Below are 17,900 nucleotides of genomic sequence, written 5' to 3'. Positions count from 1 at the left end.
TCGGGCGACCGTCCACGACCGCTGCCCGAGGAAGCCCTCCGCGGCCTACTGTTGAGGGGTGCGCCCGCCGTGCCCAGCCGCGGCCGGTGCATCCCCGTGCCGGGCAGCCGGCACGGGGAAGGGCTTTCCACCGCCGAGCCGCTGACGGTCCTCGGGGCTAGGGCCGCGTGGCGTGGGCACCGCCGGCTGTGAGAGGGACGGGTATGGAACCGACCGAGAACGCCGCCCCCGGCTCACGGCAGCGCCTGCGCCGCCGCGCGGGCGCGTGGCGGGGGAACCGGTGGACCGGACGCGGCAAGGACCGAGCGGGGCCGAACTCCGGTACCTGCGGGGTCGATCCGCACGCGACGGTGGTCCTCGCCGCCGACCTCGCCCCACCGCAGGACCCTCAACAGCGCGCGCAGACACCCACGTTGCCCACCGCCCTCGCCGCCGCGGCCGCGCTGGCCCTCGGCGCCGGGCTCTACGGCGCCTTCAGCGGCGGCCACGCGCTCTTCCCCGCCGGAACGGCCGGGTGGGCGCTGGCGCTGCTCACCGGACTCGTCGTCGGCCATCTCGTCATGCTGGGCCGCGCCCGCTGGGGCGGCGGCACCGCCTCCGGCGCCGCGCTCACCCTCGCCACGCTGCTGCTGTACGGCTGGGTCCCGGCCGGACTGGTCAGCCTCACCGTCGTCGTCCTGGTCGGTGCGGCCCGGCGCAACTGCTGGCGGCAGGGCCTGCTGCACGGCGCGGTGGACATCCTCGGCATCAGCGCCGGAGCCCTGGTGCTCGGCGCCTTCGGCCGGGTGGGCAGCGTGGAGGAACCCTGGCGGCCCGGCGGCTGGGACCTGGGCACCGTCCCCGAGGTGGTGCTCGCGGCGGGGGCGTACCTCGTCGTCAGCCAGGGGCTGCTGTGGTACCTGCACGCCCCGCGCGGGGGCGGGGTGCCCACCATCGCCCGTACCGCGCTGGTCCGGCAGGGACTCGTCGCCGTCGCGCTGCTCGGCATCGCGCCGCTGGTGTGCGTGGTCGCCGACGCCCGGCCGGTGCTGCTGCCGCTGTTCGCCATCCCGCTGATCGCGCTGGACTCCACCCTGTGGATGGCGCGGGCCCGCGCGGAGGAGCAGTTGCGCGACCCGCTGACCGGACTGCCCAACCGGCAGTGGCTGCTGGAGCGGATCTGGACCGCGCTCGACGACGCCGAACGCATCGGCGCGCGCTCCGCCCTGATGCTGATCGACCTCGACCGCTTCCGGTCGGTCAACGACACCCTCGGCCATCTCGCCGGGGACCGGCTGCTGTTGCAGATCGCCGACCGGCTGCAGAACGCCCTGCCGCGCGGGGCGGAGGCCGCGCGGCTGGGCGGGGACGAGTTCGCCGTCTTACTGCCGGTGGCCGACTCCACGACGTCGGCCACCCGCGTCGCCCGCGGGCTGGTCACCGCGCTCAGCTCGCCGCTCGACCTGGACGGACTCACGCTCGTGCTGGAGGCCAGCGCGGGCGTCGCCGTCTTCCCCGACCACGCGCTGGACGCCGAGGGCATGCTGCGGCGCGCGGACGTGGCGATGTACCAGGCCAAGCGGGACCGCACCGGCGTGGAGGCGTACGAGTCCAAGCGGGACTCCAACACCCCGGACCGCCTCGCCCTGTTGGGCGATCTGCGCCGGGCGCTGGACGCGCGCGAGGTCCAGCTGCACTACCAGCCCAAGGTCCGCTTCGACGGCCAGGTGGCCGGGCTGGAGGCGCTGGTGCGGTGGGTGCACCCGGAGCGGGGCAAGGTGCCGCCGGACGAGTTCATAGCGATAGCCGAGTCCTCCGGGCTGATGCCGCACCTCACCGAGTACGTCCTGGAGACCGCGCTCGCGCAGGTCGCCCGCTGGCGCGAACAGGGGCTGCGGGTACCGGTCGCGGTGAACGTCTCCCCGCGCGATGTGCACACCCCCGGCTTCGCCGGTTCCGTCGCCGCCCGGCTGGCCCGGCACGGGGTCCCGGCGGGGGCGCTCCAGCTGGAGATCACCGAGCACGTGCTGCTGGAGGACCCGCAGCGGGCCGCCGACACCCTGGCCGCGCTCGCCGGGCACGGCGTGAAGATGTCCCTGGACGACTTCGGCACCGGCTACTCCTCGCTGGTCCACCTGAGGCGGCTGCCGGTCAGCGAACTGAAGATCGACCGCTCCTTCGTGGCCCGGCTCGCGGTGGACGCCGAGGACGCGGCGATCGTCCGCTGCACGGTGGACCTCGCGCACTCCCTGGGCCTCGTGGTCGTCGCCGAGGGCGTCGAGGACGACGAGACCTGGGAACACCTCCGCGACCTGCGCTGCGACGCCGTACAGGGCTGGCTGGTGGCCGCCGCGATGCCCCCCGAGGAGACGACGGCCTGGCTGAAGGCCCGAGGCGCCCGAGGCTGGCAGCGCCCGCGCGCGGCACTCCCCGCGGCGGAGTGAGCCCCCGGCCCAGGCAGCGGTAACGTTTCGCCCTCGAGCACCCGGACCCGGGACCCGGACCGAGCCCCGTCCGCCGGTCAGCTGAAGGAGCGGCGGTAGGCGTGGGGGCTCACCCCGGTGGTGCGCTTGAAGCGGTCGCGGAAGGCCGTGGGGGAGCCGAATCCGACCTGGGCGCCGATGCGTTCCACGGACTGCTCGGTGGTCTCCAGCAGATGCTGGGCCTGGCGGACGCGGGCACGGTGCAGCCACTGCAACGGCGTGGTGCCGGTCTGTTCGCGGAAGCGGCGTATCAGGGTGCGCTTGCTGGTTCCGGCGTGGGCGGCGATGCCGTCGAGGGTGAGGTCGGCGCCCAGGTTGTCCCGCAGCCAGTCGAGCAGGGGCTCGAACGCGGAGCCGTGGGGCGTGGGCGCGTGATCGTGGACGATGAACTGCGCCTGTCCGCCCTCGCGTTCCAGGGGCATGACGGAGAGCCGGGCGGCGTCGGCGGCGACCGCCGAGCCGTAGTCGCGGCGGATCATGTGCAGGCACAGGTCCAGGCCCGCGGCGGCTCCGGCCGAGGTCAGGATCTGGCCGTTGTCGACGTACAGGACGTCCGGGTCGACCTCGATCTCCGGGTGGGCGCCGGCCAGGAGGCCGGCCGCGGCCCAGTGGGTGGTGGCCCGTAGCCCGTCGAGCAGCCCGGTGGCGGCCAGGACGAAGGTGCCCGAACAGATGGAGGCGATACGCGTGCCCTCCCCGGCGGCCGCCCGCAGGGCGTCACGGACGGCGGGAGCGAGCGGCGCGGCGGGGTCGGCGGTACCGGGCACGATCACCGTGTCGGCGCCCTTGAGCCCCTCCAGCCCCCAGGGTGCACGCAGGGCGAAGGCGCCCGCGTCGGTCTCCGGGTGCTCGGCGCACACGCGGATGCGGTAGCCGGGGCGGCCGTCCGGGAGGCGGGTGCGGGTGAAGACCTCGATCGGGGTGGACAGGTCGAACGGGATCACCTGGTCCAGCGCGAGGACGGCGACGGTGTGCATGGCACGAACATACTCACCCGCGCAGGATCCGACCGCTTCGAAATCCCGGCTCGGACCAGCTCAGAGGCATCGCGCGAGGCTTGGCGATATCCCGTTGGAGTGTGTCATCAATGCCACTGGGCGAGGGGCGGGCACCCGAATAGCGTCGGAGCGAACCCGGCGCGGACCGGACCTCACCCACCCGAAGGACCCCTCCATGCACGCCCAGATCGTCCTGTTCGACGGCTTCGATCCACTCGACGTCATCGCCCCCTACGAGGTGCTGTACGCCGGCGGCCTCGCCTGCGACGGCGGGGTGAGCGTGGAACTGGTCTCCGCCGAAGGGCCGCGCGAGGTGGTCAGCGGCACCGGGGGCCTGACGCTGCGGGCCACCGCCGCGCTCGATCCCGCGCGGGCGGGGCTGATTCTGGTGCCGGGCGCCTCGGGCCGGGTCGGCGAGCCCGGCGAGGTGCCCGCCGAGGAGGTGGGCGGCGGGGAGCGGCGGCAGGACGAGCTCATCCCCGTACTGCTGGGCCGCACGCTGACCACCGGGCTGCCCGCACTGCTGGCGGCAGCGATGGAGAACCCGCGGGTGACGGTCGGCGCGGTGTGCGGCGGCACCCTCGTCCTGGCCATGGCCGGGCTGCTGAAGGGCCGCCACGCCACCACCAACCACCTGGGCCTGGACCTGCTCGACGCCACCGGCGTCCACGCGGTGCGCGCCCGAGTCGTCGACGACGGCGACCTCGTCACCGGCGCGGGCGTCACCTCCGGACTCGACCTCGGCCTCTACCTGCTGGAGCGCGAGGTGGGCCCCCGGATCGCACACGCCGTCGAAGACCTGTTCGCCCATGAACGCCGCGGCACCGTCTGGCGCCACCAGGGCCAGACTCCCGTCGGCGTCTGACATGACGAAGCTGCTTCTCTCCATCCACGTCCTGGCCGCCCTACTGGCGATCGGTCCGGTCGCCGTCGCCGCGAGCATGTTCCCTAGGGCGCTGCGCGGCGCCCACCGCGATCCGGGTGACCAGGAGGCTCTCGCGGGCCTCCGGACGCTGCACCGCATCTGCCGGGTCTACGCGGCCGTCGGCGTCGCGGTCCCCGTCTTCGGGTTCGCCACGGCGCGGAATCTCGGTGTGCTCGGCAGCGGCTGGCTGATCACCTCGATCGTCCTGACCGCCGTGGCCGCCGCCGTCCTGGGCCTGCTGATCCTGCCCGCCCAGGAAGCCGCGCTCGAGGCCGCCCCCGAGGCACCGAACCCCGCCGCCCGCCTCGCCATGCTCACCGGCGTCTTCAACCTGCTGTGGGCCACGGTCACCGTCCTGATGATCGTCCGTCCGGGCTCCACCACAGGAGCCTGAGCCGTCTCCGGCGCGGGTACGGACGGCCCCGCCGGGAAACCGTTTAACGGCCGACGGTCCGTGCCCCATAGGATTGGGCCCAAAGCACACACACTCACCCCAGAGGATCGCTGCATGCCTGGCATCACGCGCGAGGAGGTCGCCCACCTCGCCCGGCTGGCGCGTCTGGAGCTGAAGCCCGAAGAGCTCGACCACTTCGCGGGCCAGCTCGACGACATCATCGGCGCGGTCGCCCGCGTCAGCGAGGTCGCCGACCAAGACGTACCGCCGACCTCCCACCCGCTCCCGCTGACGAACGTCATGCGGGCGGACGAGGTCCGTCCCTCGCTCACCCCCGCGCAGGCGCTCTCCGGCGCCCCCGCCCAGGAGCAGCAGCGTTTCAAGGTGCCGCAGATCCTGGGGGAGGACTAAGAAGTCATGACCGACATCATCAAGCTCACGGCCGCCGAGATCGCCGGGAAGATCGCCTCCGGCGAGCTGACGGCCGTCGAGGTCACCGAGGCCCACCTCGCGCGCATCGACGCGGTCGACGAGAAGGTGCACGCCTTCCTGCACGTCGACCGCGAGGGCGCCCTCGCCCAGGCCCGCGCGGTGGACGCCAAGCGCGCCCGCGGCGAGAAGCTCGGCCCGCTGGCCGGCGTCCCGCTCGCGCTCAAGGACATCTTCACCACCGAGGGCATCCCGACCACCGTCGGCTCCAAGATCCTCGAGGGCTGGATTCCGCCGTACGACGCGACGCTCACCAAGCGTCTGAAGGACGCCGACGTCGTCATCCTCGGCAAGACCAACATGGACGAGTTCGCCATGGGGTCCTCCACCGAGAACAGCGCCTACGGCCCGACCGGCAACCCCTGGGACCTCACCAAGATCCCCGGCGGCTCCGGCGGCGGCTCCTCCGCCGCGCTCGCCTCCTACGAGGCTCCGCTCGCCATCGGCACCGACACCGGCGGCTCCATCCGCCAGCCGGCCGCCGTCACCGGCACGGTCGGCGTCAAGCCGACCTACGGCTCGGTCTCCCGCTACGGCATGGTCGCCTTCTCCTCCTCCCTGGACCAGGGCGGCCCCTGCGCCCGCACGGTCCTGGACGCGGCGCTGCTGCACGAGGTCATCGCGGGCCACGACCCGCTGGACTCCACCTCCATCGACGCACCCGTACCGCCGGTCGTCGAGGCCGCGCGCAACGGCTCGGTCGCGGGCATGCGGATCGGCGTCGTCAAGCAGTTCCGCGGCGAGGGCTACCAGGCCGGTGTCATCCAGCGCTTCGACGAGTCCGTCGAGCTGCTGAAGGAGCTGGGCGCCGAGATCGTCGAGCTGGACTGCCCGTCCTTCGACCTCGCCCTGTCGGCGTACTACCTGATCGCGCCGTCCGAGTGCTCGTCCAACCTCGCCCGCTTCGACGGCCTGCGCTACGGCCGCCGCACCGGCGACGACGGCACCCACTCGGCCGAGGAGGTCACCTCCCTCACCCGTGAGGCCGGCTTCGGCGACGAGGTCAAGCGCCGCATCATGCTCGGCACGTACGCCCTCTCCAGCGGCTACTACGACGCCTACTACGGCTCCGCGCAGAAGGTCCGCACCCTCATCACGCGGGACTTCGAGAAGGCGTTCGAGCAGGTCGACGTGATCGTCTCCCCGACGACCCCGACGACCGCCTTCGCGATCGGTGAGCGCGCCGACGACCCGATGGCGATGTACCTCGCGGACCTGTGCACCATCCCGACGAACCTCGCGGGCAACGCCGCCATGTCGCTGCCGTGCGGTCTCGCCCCGGAGGACAACCTCCCCGTCGGCCTCCAGATCATCGCCCCGGCGCTGAAGGACGACAGGCTGTACAAGGTCGGCGCCGCCGTCGAGGCCGCCTTCGTGGAAAAGTGGGGTCACCCGCTGATCGAGGAGGCACCGTCGCTGTGAGCGCACTGAACAAGGCCAAGGGCTTCAAGCAGTCGAGGTCCGGCACGTACCTGTCCATGGCCGGAACCGCGTTCAGCGCGGTCGGCGTGGCCAAGCAGATCAAGAAGGCCCGGTCGGAGCGCGACACCCTGCGCCTGATCGACGCCGCCGCGTCCGCCGTCGCCATCGTCACCGGCCTCGCCATCCTCTACCGCGAGCTGAAGCGGCTGGGCGACGACGACGTCCTGCTGGGCTGAGAGGGAAGTTTTCACCGTGACCACCACGACCGACCTGGTGTCGTACGAGGACGCGCTGTCCTCGTACGACCCCGTCATGGGCCTTGAGGTCCATGTCGAACTCGGCACCAACACCAAGATGTTCTGCGGCTGTTCGACCGAGCTGGGCGCCGAGCCCAACTCGCAGACCTGCCCGGTGTGCCTCGGCATGCCCGGCGCGCTCCCGGTCGTCAACGCGACCGGCGTCGAGTCCGCGATCAAGATCGGCCTCGCGCTGAACTGCTCGATCGCCGAGTGGTGCCGCTTCGCCCGGAAGAACTACTTCTATCCGGACATGCCGAAGAACTTCCAGACCTCCCAGTACGACGAGCCGATCGCCTTCGACGGCTACCTCGACGTACAGCTGGAGGACGGCGAGACCTTCCGCGTGGAGATCGAGCGCGCCCACATGGAGGAGGACACCGGCAAGTCGACGCACGTCGGCGGCGCCACCGGCCGTATCCACGGCGCGTCCCACTCCCTGCTGGACTACAACCGCGCCGGCATCCCGCTCATCGAGATCGTCACCAAGCCCATCGAGGGCGCGGGCGAGCGGGCCCCCGAGGTCGCGCGCGCCTACGTCCGCGAGCTGCGCGAGGTCATCCGGGCCCTCGGTGTCTCCGACGCGCGGATGGAGATGGGCCAGATGCGCTGCGACGTGAACCTGTCGCTGCGTCCGCACGGCCGGGCCAAGTTCGGTACGCGCTCCGAGACGAAGAACGTCAACTCGCTGCGCTCGGTCGAGCGCGCCGCCCGCTTCGAGATCATGCGCCACGCGGCCGTGCTCGACGGCGGCGGCACGATCATCCAGGAGACCCGCCACTTCCACGAGGACACGGGGTCCACGACCTCGGGCCGCGTGAAGGAGGAGGCCGAGGACTACCGGTACTTCCCGGAGCCCGACCTCGTCCCGGTGGCGCCCTCGCGCGAGTGGGTCGAGGAGATCCGCGCCGCGCTGCCCGAGCTGCCGCTGGCCCGCCGTACCCGCCTGCTGGCGGAGTGGGGCATCTCGGCCACCGACATGCAGTCGATCACCAACGCGGGCGCGCTGGACCTGATCGTCGCCACCATCGACGCCGGTGCCGACGCGGCCTCCGCCCGCAAGTGGTGGATGGGCGAGCTGGCGCGCAGCGCCAACGAGTCGGGCACGGCGCTGGACGAGCTGGCCATCACTCCGGCCCAGGTCGCCCGCGTCACCGAGCTGGTCGTGAAGGGTGACCTGAACGACAAGCTGGCCCGGCAGGTCATCGAGGGCGTCCTCGCCGGTGAGGGCACTCCGGACGAGGTCGTGGAGAAGCGCGGCCTGAAGGTCGTCTCCGACGAGGGTGCGCTGACCACCGCCGTCGACGAGGCCATCGCCGGCAACCCGGCCATCGCGGACAAGATCCGTGGCGGCAAGGTGGCGGCGGCCGGCGCGCTGGTCGGCGCGGTCATGAAGGCCACCCGTGGCCAGGCCGACGCCGCCCGCGTCAAGGAGCTGATCCTCGACCGGCTGGGCGTGAGCGAGGGCTGAGTCCCGCGCTGACCCGCACCGAACGTGGCCCCGGAGGTTCGTCCTCCGGGGCCACGTCCCGTTTCCCGGGGGCGCGGCGAGACCCCGGAGGCGGAGGCGCTACGCTCGCCCGCCATGAGTGGACGTACCGATTCCGTCGCCGGACCCGCCGAGGCCGAGGAGGCGGAACGGACGGAACCCACCGAGGGCGCGCAGGCCGTCGCAGAGCACGACGAAGCGGCCGAGTTCTACGACGAGGCCCGCCGCGCCCGCTGGCTCGCCACCGGCACCGGCGCCCTGCTCACCCTCGCCGGTGTGGCCGCCGCCCTGCTCCGGCTGTCCGGCCCCGCCCCGGCCCTGGTGCCCGCCGCGTACGCCACGGGCGCCGCCGTGTGCGCGGCCGCCGCCGTCCTCGGCGCGCGGGGCCGCACCCGCCGCGCCCTGTGGCTGCTGATAGCCGGGACGATGATCATGGCCCTCGGTGATCAGTTCGACTGAGCCCGTGAAAGGCTCGGACCGGCCACGGCCGGGAACTGCGGAAGGAACCACAGCACGATGTACGCGACATCACTGGGCGAGGACGGCGCCGAACTGCGCCCTCTGGAGGTCTGGCACGCGGCGGAACTCTTCGCCAACATCGACGGTGAGCGCGAGTTCATCGGGCGCCATGTCGGCCTGCCGGACGTGGTGCCCGACCTGGACGGCGCCCGCGCCTTCCTGAAGGGGTACGCCGACAAGCGCGGCACCGACACCGGCAGCCTGCACGGCATCTGGCTGGACGGCAGGCTCGTAGGCGGCCTGATGTTCCGGCTGTGGGACACCGGGACCGGCGTCGCCGAAGCGGGCTGCTGGCTCATACCCGAGGCGGGCGGGCGCGGGCTCGTCACGCGGGGCATGGAGATCCTGCTGGACTGGGCCTTCGGTGAGCGCGGCATGCACCGCGTGGAGTGGCACGCATCCTCGGCCAACCAGCCCAGCATCAACGTGGCCCGGCGCCTGGGCATGAGCCGCGAGGGCGTGCTCCGCGAGAACTACCCGCACCGCGGCGTGCGCACCGACACCGAGATCTGGGCCGTTCTGGCACCCGAGTGGCGCGCGGCCCGTGAAGGCGCCGCGCACAGCGGGCGTTAAGACGCCTCTCAGACTCCCTCCGTACGGTGCCGGGCATGGCTACGAAGACAGCGGAAGGCGCCGGGTCCGAGACCGGCGCGCAGCACGACGAGACGGCGGCCGAGACCGCCGTGACCGAGGAAGCCGTGACCGAGGAAGCCCAGGCACCCGAGCAGCACGAGACCGGTGAGGAGGCGGCCGGCACCGAGCCGCGCCGCCCGTCCGGGGTCGGCCAGGGCGCCGGAGCCGTGGTGTCCGCCGCGCTCGGCCTGGTCTCGCTCAACGGCGGCTGGATCGGCACCGTCGCCTCGGCCCGCGCCCAGCTCATGGGCCAGCTCAAGACCTCGTCCCAGGCGAACGTCGCCCAGCAGATCAAGGCGGTCTACGGCGACGCCTGGCACGCCACCGCCCTGTGGGCCGGCCTCTTCGCGGTGGCCGCGCTGGTCGTGGGCGTGGCCGTGCTCGCCCGGCCCGCGTTCGGCGCGCCGGGACGGCCGCAGGCCCCCTGGATCAAGTCGGTCGCCTGGGGCGGTGTCGCGCTCGGCGTCGTCGGCCTGCTGCTGGCCGCGCTGAAGTACTCCGACGCGCTGCTCGGCCTGCCCTCGGCGGGCTGACCGCACGAACGGGGGCGGTGCCGCACCGCCCCCGTCAGCGGACCCGTACCTCCAGCAGACGGTCGTCGCCCTTCTTGGGGTTGCCGCGGCCGTCGGTGTTGCTCGTCAGCACCCACAGCCGGTCCTTCCCGGCCGGGGCCACCGTGCGCAGCCGGCCGTACTCGCCGTCCCAGAACGCCTGCGGCGGGGCCGCCGCCGAGGTCGAGCGCAGCGGGATGCGCCACAGCCGCTCGCCCCGGAGCCCGGCCATCCAGATCACACCGTCCACATAGGCGATACCGCTCGGGGACGCCTCGTCGGTGTGCCACTGGGCCAGGGGGTTCTGGAAGCGCCCGTCGGTGCCCCGGCCCTCGGTGCCGGGCCAGCCGTAGTCGCCGCCGGGCTTGATCGCGTTCAGCTCGTCCCAGGTGTCCTGCCCGAACTCCGAGGCGAACAGCCGCTGCTGGGCGTCCCAGGCCAGACCCTGCACATTGCGGTGGCCGTAGGAGTACACGGGGGAGCGGCCGAAGGGGTTGCCCGGCGCCGGTTCGCCCTCCGGGGTGATCCGGAGGATCTTGCCGCCCAGGGACTTCTTGTCGGGGGCGAGCCCGCTGCTGCCGCTCTCGCCGGTGCCCACGTACAGCATGCCGTCCGGGCCGAAGGCGATCCGGCCGCCGTTGTGGATGTGGCCCTTGGGGATGCCCTTGAACACCGTGTCCGGGGCGCCCAGTTGATCACCGGCCGCCCGCTTCTCGTCGTACCGCACCCGGACGACGCGGTTGTCGGAGGCGGAGGTGAAGTAGGCGTAGACCATGTGGTCAGAGGCGAAGCCGGGGGAGAGGGCGATGCCCAGCAGGCCGCCCTCACCGGCCGGTTCGACCCCGGAGATCCGGCCCGCCACCGTCTTCTCGCCCGTCTTGGCGTCGATCCGGGTGAGGGTGGCGTCGTCGCGGGAGGAGACCAGAGCGTTCCCGTCCGGCAGCGGGGCCAGCCCCCAGGGCGTCTTCAGGCCCTCGGCGACCGTACGCAGCACCGTCACCGAGCCCTTGGCGGGCGGGCCGGTCTCGGAGCGGGACGGGGCCACACCCGTCACCGTGCCCTCGGAGGGGGAACCCCGGCCGTCGCCGGGCTGGTCCCGGCCGGAGGAGCAGCCGGCCGCCAGCAGCAGCGCGGTCGCGGTGAGTACGGCGGGCACGGTTCGGCATCGCACGGTCAAGGTCCCTTCGGAGGGGTCGCACCGACACTGCTACCCCACCAGAGGCGCGCAGTCCCGTGAACTAGCCTCCTCGCCATGACCCAAGACGTCTGGCTGCCCCTCCCGCCCGAGGAGATCCGGGGCCTCCCCGAGGGCCCGAACTACCTGTTCTGGGACGGCGAGCAGCGGGAGTTCCCCGGCGATCCGGCGGACTGCGCGGTGTACGTGGTGCCGTACATGCGGCGCGAGCCCGTGAAGGTGCGCCCGCTGGAAGCCATGACCGGCCTGCGCGTGATCCAGACGCTCACCGCGGGCGTGGACGACATCACCGCCAACCTCTCCCTGGTCGCCCCCGGTGTGCGGCTCTGCAACGCGCGCGGGGTGCACGAGACCAGCACCGCCGAGCTGGCCCTCACCCTCACCCTGGCCTCGCTGCGCGGCGTTCCGGGGTTCGTCCGGGCCCAGGACGACGAGCGCTGGCAAGGCGACTTCCGGCCCGCTCTCGCCGACCGGACCGTCCTCATCGTCGGCTACGGCGCCATCGGCTCGGCCATCGAGGACCGGCTCGCGCCCTTCGAAGTGGAGCGCGTGACCCGGGTGGCGCGCTCCGGGCGCACCACCGCGCGCGGGGGCGTGCATCCGTTCACCGAACTGCCCGCCCTGCTCCCGGAAGCCGACGTGGTGATCCTCTCCACGCCCCTCACCGACGAGACGCGGGGCCTGGTCGACGCCGGCTTCCTCGCCCGCATGAAGGACGGCGCCCTCCTCGTCAACGTCGCACGCGGGCCCGTGGTCGACACCGAAGCCCTGCTCGGCGAGCTGGCGAGCGGACGGCTCACCGCCGCCCTCGACGTCACCGACCCCGAGCCTTTGCCGCCGGGCCATCCGCTGTGGCGGGCGCCTGGCGTACTGATCACCCCGCATGTGGGCGGCCCCAGTTCGGCGTTCCGGCCGCGCGCGGAGCGACTCCTGGTGGACCAGTTGACCCGGTTCGTGAACCATGAGCCACTGCGGAACGTGGTCCTGACCACCGGGGCGTGAGCCGCTTTTCGGTACCCTCCGCGACTCCACGGGCGCGGGGTGTGCCCGCATAGTCGCTGGTCGTCACGGAGAGTAGAGAAGCTATGTCCCTGAGTGACGATCCTGGTGTATCGTCCCGACAGGGGTGCGCCGCCGACCGGTCGGCGCCGGGGATGGACATGTCAGCTCTGTGAGGGGGGCGACGGGCGATGCACGGCCTATGGACGAACGATCCGACGCGGCGGAGCCGCCGACGGCGACCCTGGCGCACGACCGCGCGCAGGCGCGAGCGGCACATGAGCCGGCACAGTCCGCACCCCCGGCCGGGCGCCCGGCGGAGGCATCCGCACCGGCCCTCGAGGGTCCCCGGCGCGGCCCGCACCGGGAGGGCGCGGTGAACGCGCCGCCGGCGACCACGACCGCGCCCGACGGGGCGCCCCGCGCGCCACAGCAGCCCGTCCGCACGCCCCCGACCCGGCCGCCGGCACCCGGCGACGGATCACGCCTGACCCAGCAGCTCGCCCTCGCCGTGATCTGCGCGGCCTACGGCATCGGCTCGGCCTTCGACTGGGGCAATCAGCAACTCGCGCTGTTCATGGGCGACTTCGGGCTCAGCGCGGCGGCCGGCACCGCCGCCGTCTCCTGCTTCCTCTACGCCCGCAGCCGCCGCGTCCGCTTCCGGCCCGCCTGGCTGCTCTTCGCCCTCTCCTCCGCGATGGCCGCCCTCGGCAACGCGGTCTGGGGGTGGTACGAGGTCGTCCTCGGCCGTACCGTGCCCAGCCCGAGCTATGCCGACCTGTTCTTCCTCTGCTTCGCGCCGCCCGCCATCGTGGGCCTGCTGGTCCTCGCCAAACGCCCCGTGAGCCGGGCCGGCTGGATCTGTCTCACGCTGGACGCCTGGCTCATCGGCGGCTCGCTGCTCACCCTCTCCTGGAGCCTCGCGCTCGCCCAGACCGCCCGGATCGACGGGCCGAGCGTCGAGCACACCGCCCTCTCGCTGGCCTACCCGCTGCTCGACATCGTGCTGGTCAGCATGGTGCTCGCGCTGCACTTCAGGCGCAGTCCGGGCAACCGCACCGCCGTCAACACCGCGATCGGCGCCCTCGCGCTCACCGTGATGTGCGACGCGCTGTTCACCTCCCCGCTGCTGCACAGCAGTTACCGCTCCGGGCAGCTGCTGGACGCGGGCTGGTTCGCGGGCTCCCTGCTGCTCGCCTACGCCCCCTGGGCCGCCCCCAGGGGGCGCGAGAGCGACCGGGGCGCGTCCGACGGGCACACCCGCGTCGTGCACGAGCATGTGCCGGGCCAGCGCGGCCCGGTCACCGCCCAGCAGCATCCGCCGGGCACGGAGAGCCACCGGTACCCGGCCGGGCGGCCGCTCACCGGCTCCCTCGCCGCCCTCACCCCGTACCTCGCCGCCGCCGTCTGCACCCTGGGCATCCTGTACAACGTGCTCAACGGGCGCCGGCCCGACCACGTGGTGCTGATCACCGCGGGCGCCGTGGTGCTGGCCCTCGTCATCCGCCAGGGCATCATGCTGCTGGACAACATCACCCTCACCCAGGAACTGGCGCAGAAGGAGAACCACTTCCGCTCCCTGGTGCAGGGCTCCAGCGACGTCATCATGATCGCCGCGCCCAACGGTGTGCTGCGCTACGTCTCCCCGGCCGCCGCCGGGGTCTACGGCAGCAGCGCCGAGGCCCTGATCGGCACCGAACTGGCCGCCCTGATCCACCCCGAGGACCTGGGCTGCGTGGTGCACGAGGTGCGCCGCTTCCTGGCCGCCGACCCGCTGGACGAACCCACCACCCGTATCGAGTGCCGCTTCCGCTCCGGCGGTGGGGGCACCTCCCGCCCGAGCGAAGCCGGGAGCGGGGACGGCTGGCTCAACGTGGAGTCCACCGTCAACCGCCACCACGGCGGCCTGATCTTCAACAGCCGCGACGTGACCGAGCGGGTACGGCTCCAGGCCCAGCTCCAGCACAACGCCGAGCACGACCCGCTCACCGACCTGCCCAACCGCGCGCTGTTCACCCGGCGCGTCCAGCAGGCCCTGTCCGGGCGCCGGGCCACCGACCGGGGCGCCGCCCTGCGCGGCACCGCCGTGCTCTTCATCGACCTCGACGGCTTCAAGGCCGTCAACGACACCATCGGCCACCAGGCCGGGGACGAGCTGCTGATCCAGGCCGCCCGCAGACTCCAGGACTCCGTCCGCCAGGGGGACACCGCATCCCGGCTCGGCGGCGACGAGTTCGCGGCCCTGATCACCGGCGACGGCACCCGCGACCGCGCCGCCCGCGAGCGGCACATCCTGGAGCTGGCCGACCGGCTCAGAATGACCCTCTCCCAGCCCTACGCCATCGACGGCAACGATGTCCGGGTCAACGCCTCCATCGGCGTCTCCTTCGCCGAACCCGGTCTCGGCGCGGGCGAGCTGCTGCGCAACGCCGACCTCGCGATGTACCGCGCCAAGGCCGGCGGCAAGGGCCGCGTGGAGCTGTACAAACCGCAGATGCAGCAGGACGTCGTCCGCAAGGCCGAGCTGGCCGGGCGGCTGCGCGCCGCGCTGCACGAGGGCGAGTTCGCGCTGCTGCACCAGCCGGTGGTCTGCCTCGCCGGCGGCCGGATCGCCTCGGTCGCCACCCACGCGCGCTGGCGCTCGGCCCAGGGCGTGCTGTTCACCCCGGCCGAGTTCCTGCGCGTGGCCGAGGACGGCGACCGCACGGCGGAGCTGGAGCGCTGGATACTCCAGGAAGCGGTCGAGCAGGCCGCCGAGCGGGCCGCGGGCGGCCTCGTCGTCCCGGTGGCCGTCCGGATGAGCGCCCGGCGGCTGCTGGACCGCTCGCTGCCGCTGGGCTCCATCGAGGCGCTGCTGACCCGGCACGGGCTGCCCCCCGGCGCGCTGATCATCGAAGTGTCCGGCACCGACCCGCGGATCTCCCTGGACGAGCTGGAGCGGCGCCTGACCGCGCTCAGCCGCCTCGGGGTACGGATCGCGCTCGACGGCTTCGGCAGCGGCTACGCGGCCATCACGGCACTGCGCAGACTCCCCGTGGACATCCTCAAGCTCGACCGCGGGCTGATCGAGGGCGTCGTGGAGTCCGCCCGGCTGCACAAGATCACCAGTGGGCTGCTGCGCATCGCGGGCGACCTCGGCCTCCAGTCCGTCGCCGAGGGCGTCGACCTGCCGGAACAGGTCGTCGCGCTGCGCGCCATGGGCTGCACCCACGGCCAGGGCATGGCGTTCGCCGGGCCGGTGGACGAGTACCGGCTGCGCCGGGCGCTCGCTTCCGGCCGCTTCCCGGTGCCGCACGCCCCCGCCGAGCCGGTCTTCGCCGGGAAGGGCGCCGGGCTGTACTCCGGGAGCATGTCCACCGTCTTCGGCGCCACTGCGCTCCGCTCACATGATGAGACGGCTGTCCCACCCACTTGACACATGATGCGCGCCGGGGGGAGGGTCAGAGCCATGCGCACCCGAATTCTCGTACTTGGAAAGCGCGTCGGCTGAACTGGGCCCTGACCGGACATCGTCCGCAATACCCAGCGACCTCCCCGGCGCGCTCCCCTCGCTTGCCTTGCGGCACGAGGGGTTTTTTGTTGCACGAGTGACCCCTCGTGCGCCCCCCGTTCCGCTTCCATACCGCTCAAACTTCGCAAAGACCCTCAAGCTCGAGAAGAGAAGCCGATGACCGAGCAGGCCACCGGGGCCCACCATCCGCAGCCGCGGCCCCGATCCGGAGGACAGCACTCCGCCCCCGTCGAGCACGTCTCGGGCGCGCAGTCCCTCATCCGCTCGCTCGAGGAGGTCGGGGTCGACACGGTATTCGGCATTCCCGGGGGGACGATCCTTCCCGCGTACGACCCGCTGATGGACTCCCAGCGGGTGCGCCATGTGCTCGTCCGTCATGAACAGGGCGCGGGCCACGCGGCCACCGGGTACGCACAGGCGACCGGCAAGGTCGGCGTCTGCATGGCGACTTCGGGCCCCGGCGCCACCAACCTGGTCACCCCGATCGCCGACGCGAACATGGACTCGGTGCCGCTGGTCGCGATCACCGGCCAGGTCGTCTCCAAGGCGATCGGTACGGACGCCTTCCAGGAGGCGGACATCGTCGGCATCTCCATGCCGATCACCAAGCACAGCTTCCTGGTCACCAAGGCCGAGGACATCCCGAAGACGATCGCGGAGGCGTTCCACATCGCCTCGACCGGCCGCCCCGGCCCGGTCCTCGTCGACATTCCGAAGGACGTGCTCCAGACGCGGACGACCTTCTCCTGGCCGCCCGCCATGGACCTGCCCGGCTACCGCCCGGTGACCAAGCCGCACGCCAAGCAGATCCGCGAGGCCGCCAAGCTGATCACCGCGGCCAAGCGCCCCGTCCTCTATGTCGGCGGCGGCGTGCTCAAGGCCGGCGCCACCGCCGAGCTGAAGGTCCTCGCCGAGCTGACCGGCGCCCCGGTCACCACCACCCTGATGGCACTCGGCGCCTTCCCCGACAGCCACCCGCAGCACGTGGGCATGCCCGGCATGCACGGCTCGGTCACCGCCGTCACCGCCCTGCAGAAGGCCGACCTGATCGTCGCCCTGGGGGCCCGCTTCGACGACCGTGTCACCGGCAGGCTGGACAGCTTCGCGCCGTACGCCAAGATCGTGCACGCCGACATCGACCCGGCCGAGATCGGCAAGAACCGCGAGGCCGACGTGCCGATCGTCGGGGACGCCCGTGAGGTGCTCGCCGACCTGATCCAGGCCGTGCAGAAGGAGCACAGCGAGGGCCACCGCGGCGACCACACCGCCTGGTGGAGCGACCTGAACCGCTGGCGGGAGACCTACCCGCTCGGCTACGAGACGCCCGAGGACGGTTCGCTCTCCCCGCAGGCGGTCATCGAGCGCATCGGCCAGCTCGCCCCCGAGGACACGATCTTCGCGGCGGGCGTCGGCCAGCACCAGATGTGGGCCGCCCACTTCATCCAGTACGAGCAGCCCGCGACCTGGCTCAACTCCGGCGGCGCCGGAACCATGGGGTACGCGGTCCCGGCCGCGATGGGCGCCAAGGCCGGCCGGCCCGGCCGCACGGTCTGGGCGATCGACGGCGACGGCTGCTTCCAGATGACCAATCAGGAACTGACCACCTGCGCCCTGAACAACATCCCGATCAAGGTCGCCATCATCAACAACGGCGCCCTCGGCATGGTCCGCCAGTGGCAGACCCTGTTCTACAACCAGCGCTACTCCAACACCGTCCTGCACTCCGGCCCCGACGGAGCCACGGGCCCCAGCGCCGGCACCCGCGTCCCCGACTTCGTCAAGCTGTCCGAGGCGATGGGCTGCCACGCCATCCGCTGCGAGCGCCCCGAGGACCTGGACAAGGTCATCGAGGAGGCCAACGCGATCAACGACCGCCCGGTCGTCGTCGACTTCATCGTCCACGAGGACGCGATGGTGTGGCCGATGGTCGCCGCCGGGACCTCCAACGACGAGGTCATGGCCGCGCGGGGCGTGCGCCCCGACTTCGGCGACAGCGACCAGGACTGACCGAGGATTC

The 17,900-nt window shown here is 72.7% G+C and carries 15 protein-coding genes; 13 read left to right on the top strand and 2 right to left on the bottom strand.

Annotated features, from left to right (window positions below; translation table 11 throughout):
- Positions 1–203: 203 nt before the first annotated feature.
- Positions 204–2,423 carry a putative bifunctional diguanylate cyclase/phosphodiesterase gene (locus tag ACIGA3_RS25290; RefSeq protein WP_399719781.1) on the top strand — a complete coding sequence of 740 codons (2,220 nt, stop codon included), beginning with the start codon at positions 204–206 and terminating at the stop codon, positions 2,421–2,423.
- Positions 2,424–2,500: 77 nt separating this feature from the next.
- Here the strand turns inward: ACIGA3_RS25290 and ACIGA3_RS25285 are convergent, their stop codons facing one another.
- Positions 2,501–3,439 carry a GlxA family transcriptional regulator gene (locus tag ACIGA3_RS25285; RefSeq protein ID WP_399719778.1) on the bottom strand — a complete coding sequence of 313 codons (939 nt, stop codon included), beginning with the start codon at positions 3,437–3,439 and terminating at the stop codon, positions 2,501–2,503.
- A 196-nt stretch (positions 3,440–3,635) separates the two neighbouring features.
- Between ACIGA3_RS25285 and ACIGA3_RS25280 the strand changes: the two genes are divergently transcribed.
- The 9 genes from ACIGA3_RS25280 to ACIGA3_RS25240 all read left to right on the top strand — a co-directional run bounded on the left by ACIGA3_RS25280 (position 3,636) and on the right by ACIGA3_RS25240 (position 10,160).
- Positions 3,636–4,325 carry a DJ-1/PfpI family protein gene (locus tag ACIGA3_RS25280; protein WP_399719775.1) on the top strand — a complete coding sequence of 230 codons (690 nt, stop codon included), beginning with the start codon at positions 3,636–3,638 and terminating at the stop codon, positions 4,323–4,325.
- Between the two features lies 1 nt (position 4,326).
- The gene (locus tag ACIGA3_RS25275) at positions 4,327–4,779 is read left to right on the top strand and encodes a DUF2269 family protein (RefSeq protein WP_399719773.1); all 453 of its coding nucleotides are present in this window, start codon (positions 4,327–4,329) and stop codon (positions 4,777–4,779) included.
- 114 nt (positions 4,780–4,893) lie between these two features.
- Entirely contained in the window at positions 4,894–5,190 is a 297-nt protein-coding gene (gene gatC, locus ACIGA3_RS25270; RefSeq protein WP_018544665.1) for an Asp-tRNA(Asn)/Glu-tRNA(Gln) amidotransferase subunit GatC, read from the top strand.
- A 6-nt stretch (positions 5,191–5,196) separates the two neighbouring features.
- Positions 5,197–6,690 (top strand): Asp-tRNA(Asn)/Glu-tRNA(Gln) amidotransferase subunit GatA, encoded by a 1,494-nt coding sequence (gene gatA, locus ACIGA3_RS25265; RefSeq protein WP_399719769.1) that lies wholly within the window; start codon positions 5,197–5,199, stop codon positions 6,688–6,690.
- Positions 6,687–6,926: a hypothetical protein gene (locus ACIGA3_RS25260; protein WP_217461720.1), complete on the top strand. Its 240-nt coding sequence runs from the start codon at positions 6,687–6,689 to the stop codon at positions 6,924–6,926. Before gatA ends, ACIGA3_RS25260 begins: the two co-directional genes overlap by 4 nt.
- A gap of 16 nt (positions 6,927–6,942) precedes the next feature.
- On the top strand, positions 6,943–8,457 hold the full coding sequence (gatB, locus tag ACIGA3_RS25255) for an Asp-tRNA(Asn)/Glu-tRNA(Gln) amidotransferase subunit GatB (RefSeq protein ID WP_399719766.1): 1,515 nt from the start codon (positions 6,943–6,945) through the stop codon (positions 8,455–8,457).
- A 114-nt stretch (positions 8,458–8,571) separates the two neighbouring features.
- Positions 8,572–8,934: a hypothetical protein gene (locus ACIGA3_RS25250; RefSeq protein ID WP_399719763.1), complete on the top strand. Its 363-nt coding sequence runs from the start codon at positions 8,572–8,574 to the stop codon at positions 8,932–8,934.
- A 57-nt stretch (positions 8,935–8,991) separates the two neighbouring features.
- A complete protein-coding gene (locus ACIGA3_RS25245; protein ID WP_399719760.1) occupies positions 8,992–9,567 on the top strand; it encodes a GNAT family N-acetyltransferase in 576 nt (191 codons plus the stop codon).
- Between the two features lie 35 nt (positions 9,568–9,602).
- Complete coding sequence (locus ACIGA3_RS25240) at positions 9,603–10,160, top strand: hypothetical protein (RefSeq protein ID WP_399719757.1); 558 nt, start codon at positions 9,603–9,605, stop codon at positions 10,158–10,160.
- Positions 10,161–10,194: 34 nt separating this feature from the next.
- Here the strand turns inward: ACIGA3_RS25240 and ACIGA3_RS25235 are convergent, their stop codons facing one another.
- Complete coding sequence (locus ACIGA3_RS25235; protein WP_399719755.1) at positions 10,195–11,355, bottom strand: PQQ-dependent sugar dehydrogenase; 1,161 nt, start codon at positions 11,353–11,355, stop codon at positions 10,195–10,197.
- 75 nt (positions 11,356–11,430) lie between these two features.
- On the opposite strand from ACIGA3_RS25235, the gene ACIGA3_RS25230 reads away from it, so the two are divergent.
- The 3 genes from ACIGA3_RS25230 to ACIGA3_RS25220 all read left to right on the top strand — a co-directional run bounded on the left by ACIGA3_RS25230 (position 11,431) and on the right by ACIGA3_RS25220 (position 17,890).
- Complete coding sequence (locus tag ACIGA3_RS25230; RefSeq protein ID WP_399719752.1) at positions 11,431–12,375, top strand: 2-hydroxyacid dehydrogenase; 945 nt, start codon at positions 11,431–11,433, stop codon at positions 12,373–12,375.
- Between the two features lie 373 nt (positions 12,376–12,748).
- Positions 12,749–15,787 carry a putative bifunctional diguanylate cyclase/phosphodiesterase gene (locus ACIGA3_RS25225; RefSeq protein WP_399719917.1) on the top strand — a complete coding sequence of 1,013 codons (3,039 nt, stop codon included), beginning with the start codon at positions 12,749–12,751 and terminating at the stop codon, positions 15,785–15,787.
- A 252-nt stretch (positions 15,788–16,039) separates the two neighbouring features.
- Complete coding sequence (locus ACIGA3_RS25220) at positions 16,040–17,890, top strand: acetolactate synthase large subunit (RefSeq protein ID WP_399719749.1); 1,851 nt, start codon at positions 16,040–16,042, stop codon at positions 17,888–17,890.
- The last annotated feature ends 10 nt before the right edge of the window (positions 17,891–17,900 follow it).

The organism is Streptomyces sp. NPDC085596 (assembly GCF_044541565.1).
Taxonomy (GTDB): domain Bacteria; phylum Actinomycetota; class Actinomycetes; order Streptomycetales; family Streptomycetaceae; genus Streptomyces.
Note: the sequence above shows the minus strand (reverse complement) of the source record. Positions and strands in the feature narration are given on the sequence as shown.